The 4272-nt window shown below is 73.9% G+C and carries 2 protein-coding genes and 1 pseudogene; 1 reads left to right on the top strand and 2 read right to left on the bottom strand.

What is annotated here, in order from left to right:
- Window positions 1-59 precede the first annotated feature (59 nt).
- On the bottom strand, window positions 60-1283 hold the full coding sequence (gene lhgO, locus HY68_RS09240; protein ID WP_041986795.1) for an L-2-hydroxyglutarate oxidase: 1224 nt from the start codon (window positions 1281-1283) through the stop codon (window positions 60-62).
- Between the two features lie 164 nt (window positions 1284-1447).
- Window positions 1448-2911 (bottom strand): hypothetical protein, encoded by a 1464-nt coding sequence (locus HY68_RS09235; protein ID WP_041986792.1) that lies wholly within the window; start codon window positions 2909-2911, stop codon window positions 1448-1450.
- Window positions 2912-3486: 575 nt separating this feature from the next.
- On the opposite strand from HY68_RS09235, the pseudogene HY68_RS09230 reads away from it, so the two are divergent.
- A pseudogene (locus HY68_RS09230) lies at window positions 3487-4272 on the top strand (asparagine synthase); the annotation flags it as partial.

Genomic DNA, 4272 nt, shown 5'->3' with positions numbered 1-4272 from the left:
GCCGGACGGCGACACCGCTCCCGGCGACGGCCGCAACCCAGGCCCGCAGCCCCGAGCCGTCAGGCGTCCGCCAGCGCTGCCAGCGCTCGGCGTGCCACCTCGCGGCCGATCGGGAGTGACGCCGTGGCGGCCGGGGACGGAGCGTTCAGTACGTGGACCGTGCGTGGTGCCTCGCGGATCAGAAAGTCGTCGGCCAGCGTGCCGTCCCGCAGGACCGCCTGGGCGCGCACCCCGGCCGGGGACGGCAGCAGGTCGGCGTCCCGTACGGCGGGCAGCAGCCGCCGCACCGCCGTCGCGAAGGCGCGCTTCGAGAGCGACCTGTGCAGCTCGCCCGCGCCGTACCGCCAGTGCCTCCGTGCCGTACGCCACGAGCCGGGCCAGCTCAGGGTGTCCGCCAGCTCGCCGGGGCGCAGCACCGACCAGCCGTAGCCCTCACGGGCCAGCGCCAGGACCGCGTTCGGCCCGACGTGCACCCCGCCGTCGACACCGCGCGTCAGATGGACCCCCAGGAAGGGGAACGCCGGGTCGGGCACGGGATAGACCAGCCCGCGGACCAGTTCGGGGCGGGCCAGCTCGTAGTACTCCCCGCGGAATGGGACGATCCGCATCTCCGGGTCGTCGCCCGCGAGCCGCGCCAGCCGGTCGCTCTGCAGCCCCGCGCAGTTCACCAGCGCGCGGGCCCTGACGACCTCGCCCGCCGCCGTACGGACGGCGACGCCCCAGGGGCGCCGGTCGACGGCCGTCACATCGGCGCCGTACCGCACGGAGGCGCCCGCAGCCGCCGCCTCCTGGGCCAGCCGCGCGGCCACGGCGACGAAGTCGCACACGCCCGTCGAGCCGACGTGGATCGCCGCGACGCCCCGTACCCGCGGCTCGAACGCCCCGATCTGGGTGCGGCCCAGCTCGCGCACCGGAATGCCGTTCTCCCTGCCGCGCTGGGCCAGCGCGTGCAGCCTCGGCAGCTCGTCGCGGCGCGTCGCGACGATCAGCTTGCCGGTGACCTCGTGGGCGATGCCGTGCTCGGCGCAGAACGCGACCATCTCGGCCGAGCCGCTGACCGCGTACCGCGCCTTCAGCGAGCCGGGGGCGTAGTAGATCCCGCTGTGGATCACGCCGCTGTTGTGGCCCGTCTGATGGCGCGCCGGGCCGCGCTCCTTCTCCAGCACCACGACGCGGGTGTCCGGCGCCGCGCGGGTGAGCGCGTACGCCGTGGACAGGCCGACGATGCCGCCGCCGACGACCAGCACGTCGCAGTCGAACTCCGCAGGTCCTCGCCCGCTCATGGCGCACCACCTCCCACCCCGATAGTGCACCGGACCACTGACAGCGCGCGGCACCGGGCGGTGGTTACGGCGGGTCCACGCACACCGGCGCCCGACGGCTCCGACCGGCGCCCCCATCGGGTGCCCCGCCGTCAGGGGCCGCAATCACGGACCACCGGCACCCGCTACGCGGGTGCCACCAGCAGCGGCCTCGCCCGCTCGCGCAGCTCGGCGACGCGCGGCTCGTCGCCGTACGGTTCGAGGCGGTGCAGCAGGTCGCGTACGTACTCGGTGGTGCGGGCCGACGAGATGCGCCCCGCCACCTCGACGGCGCGGGTGCCGGCCGCGCACGCCGCGTCCAGATTGCCGGACTCCAGCTCGGCGACCGCGCTCACCACCAGGCGTAAGCCGTGCGACCGTACGAACTCCTCCGTCGGCCGGGACAGCGCCTGTTCGGTGAACCGCCGCACCTGGCGTGGCGCCTTCAGATCGCGGTAGCACTCGGCGGCGTCCGCCGCGAACCTGTCGTACGAGTAGAAGCCCAGCCAGTTCGGGTCCGCGTCGCCGGGCCGCGAGCGCTCCAGCCACCCCTCAGCGGCCTTCAGGGCGGCACCGGCGGCGACGGCGTCGCCCGCCTTCGCGTGTGCCCGTGCCTCCACCAGCCGGAAGAAGCTCATCGTGCGGGCCGTGGCGAGACCGCGGTTGCGCTCCAGCGCCGCCTGGGCCAGGTCGACGCCCTCGTCGGCGAAGCCCCGGTACGTCGCCTGGAGCGACATCGACGCCAGGACGTAGCCGCCGAGCGGTACGTCGGCTGCGGCGCGCGCCAGGCGCAGCGCCTGGATGTAGTACCGCTGCGCCGCCTCCTGTTGACCGGTGTCGAAGGCCATCCACCCGGCCAGCCTGGTCAGTTCGGCCGTGGCACCGAACAGCCCCCGGCCCACCTCGTCGCTGTAGGCCCCGAGCAGCAGTGGAGCCGCGTCCACCCGCAGGCATTCGGGCACCATCGACGAACGCCAGTCGCCGCCGCCGTACTTGGAGTCCCAGCGCCGCGCGTCGGCCGCCGCCTCCCGCAGCTTCGCCACGTCGCTGTGGCCGACACGCAGCGGCGACACCTCTCCCGAGGCCTCGCCGCCCTGTCCGTGCGCTCCCTGCGCCGCCTCCGCCACCGCCGCGTCACGCGCGACGGAGGAATCGGCGGGTGTTATCAGCCACCGTGAAGCGGGCGTCGCGTAAGCGCTCACTGCGAAAGATCCGGCCAGCGACTGCCAGATGCCGCCCCCGCCGGCCCTGCGGCCCGCGAGATCGAGCCGGTAGAGCTCCGTCGCCGAGCGGACCGCCTCACCCACGTCACGGGGGAAGGCCAGACCGACCTCGGGCGCGGGATCCGCGTCGGCCAGCCCTATCTCGTGCAGCGGTACGGGCCTGCCGAGCTTGGCGCCGATGGCGGCGGCGATGAGATGGGGCGCCGCACCCTGCGGGACCATCCCCTTCGACACCCAGCGCGCCACCGAGGTCTTGTCGTAGCGAAGAGTCAGACCGCGCTGCGCTCCGAGGTCGTTGACACGCCGGGCGAGCCCGGCGTTGCTGATTCCCGCGAGGGCGAGAACGGTGCCGAGTTTTTCGTTCGGCCCGCGTAGCTCTCTGGACATGCGTCACCCCTCGACACACAGACGGCCGCCGCGTCGCGGCATAGGCGCGCGGCATTCGTAAACCCAGCGTAGTTCGCCACATCCCGACCGTTAAGGGGCGGACTTCCGGATGGCGGGATTGTTGTCCGTACGGGAGTACGTGCGGAGATCGCGGGGCGGCGCACCGTGCTCCGGGTGTGTGGCCGTGCGCCCGGCCGTGCGCCTTGGCCCGAAGGGAGCGGTGGCGCTTCCATGAGACCTGCGTGGGTCGGCCCACTGCGTACTGGAACCAGTGGGCTGGGGGATACCGCCGCCCCAATCCCCGCGGGCGGTGGATCGGTCCGGGAGGCGCGGCGCGCCTCCCGGACCGAGCGTTTGCCGGTGTATCGACGCCGTGCCGAGTTCGGAGATTGGCTGAATGCTGTCTGTCCGCCGACAGCCGAATCTTCGCCAAATGGCTCATGCCAGGGGCGCATTCACTTTCCCGTACGCGCGCCCCGTAGCCCCTCCTGTGCCCACTTGTCGTGGCAGCATGGTCCCGAACGGGCATGTACCTCGGTCGCGCCCGACTTTGTCCACAGGCTGTGGAGGCGGCGATGCGCTGGTTGGTGGGGTGGAGCAGTATCGCCGCGCACTTCGGCACGGCGGGTGCCGTGGGGCCGGTCGGCGAGGGGTCCGACGGGGGTTCCGTGCACCCGGTGGGCTCCCAACTCCTGTGGGGCGACCCGGATCCGCTGTGGGCCGTCGGCGACTGGCGGCCCGACGAGGTGCGCGTCGTGTCCATCGACGCCTTCAACCGGCTTGCCGTACTGGGCTGCTGCGGCGCGACGGACGAGCAACTGCGTCTCGGGCTCTTCGCCGCGCGCGGCGGCGCCCTGCGCCATCTGACGGCCTGGACGGGCAGTTACACGGCCGTGGCCCAGATCGGCCGGCGGATAACGGTGGCCGGCGACCTGGCGGGCGCGAGACCCGTCTTCTACACGCCATGGGCGGGCGGCACCGCGTACGCCACCGCCGCCCTGCCGCTCGCCGACCTCATCGAGGCCCAACTCGACATCGGACACCTGGCCGCGCTCCTCGCCTGCCCCGAAACCCCGGAGGCGCTGCGCGACTCCACCCCCTACGACGGCGTCAAGCGCATCCCGCCGGGGCACGCGCTGATCCTGCGCGAGGGCTCGCGCGAGATCACCGGCTACGAACCGGTCGCCTCGCTCGCCGTCGCTGCGGCCCAGCGCGACCCGGACCGCGCCGTCGAAGGCGTACGGGACGCCCTCGTCGAAGCCGTACGCGCCCGGCTGACCGCCCCGCGGCACGCGCCCGAGACCGTGGCCCCCGACCCGGGGCCCGTCCCCGGCATGGGCCCCGCCGACCGGCGCGCCGCA

It is taken from the genome of Streptomyces sp. AcH 505, assembly GCF_000818175.1.
In the GTDB taxonomy this organism is placed as follows: Bacteria; Actinomycetota; Actinomycetes; order Streptomycetales; family Streptomycetaceae; genus Streptomyces.
This window is presented reverse-complemented; position numbering and strand designations above follow the sequence as displayed.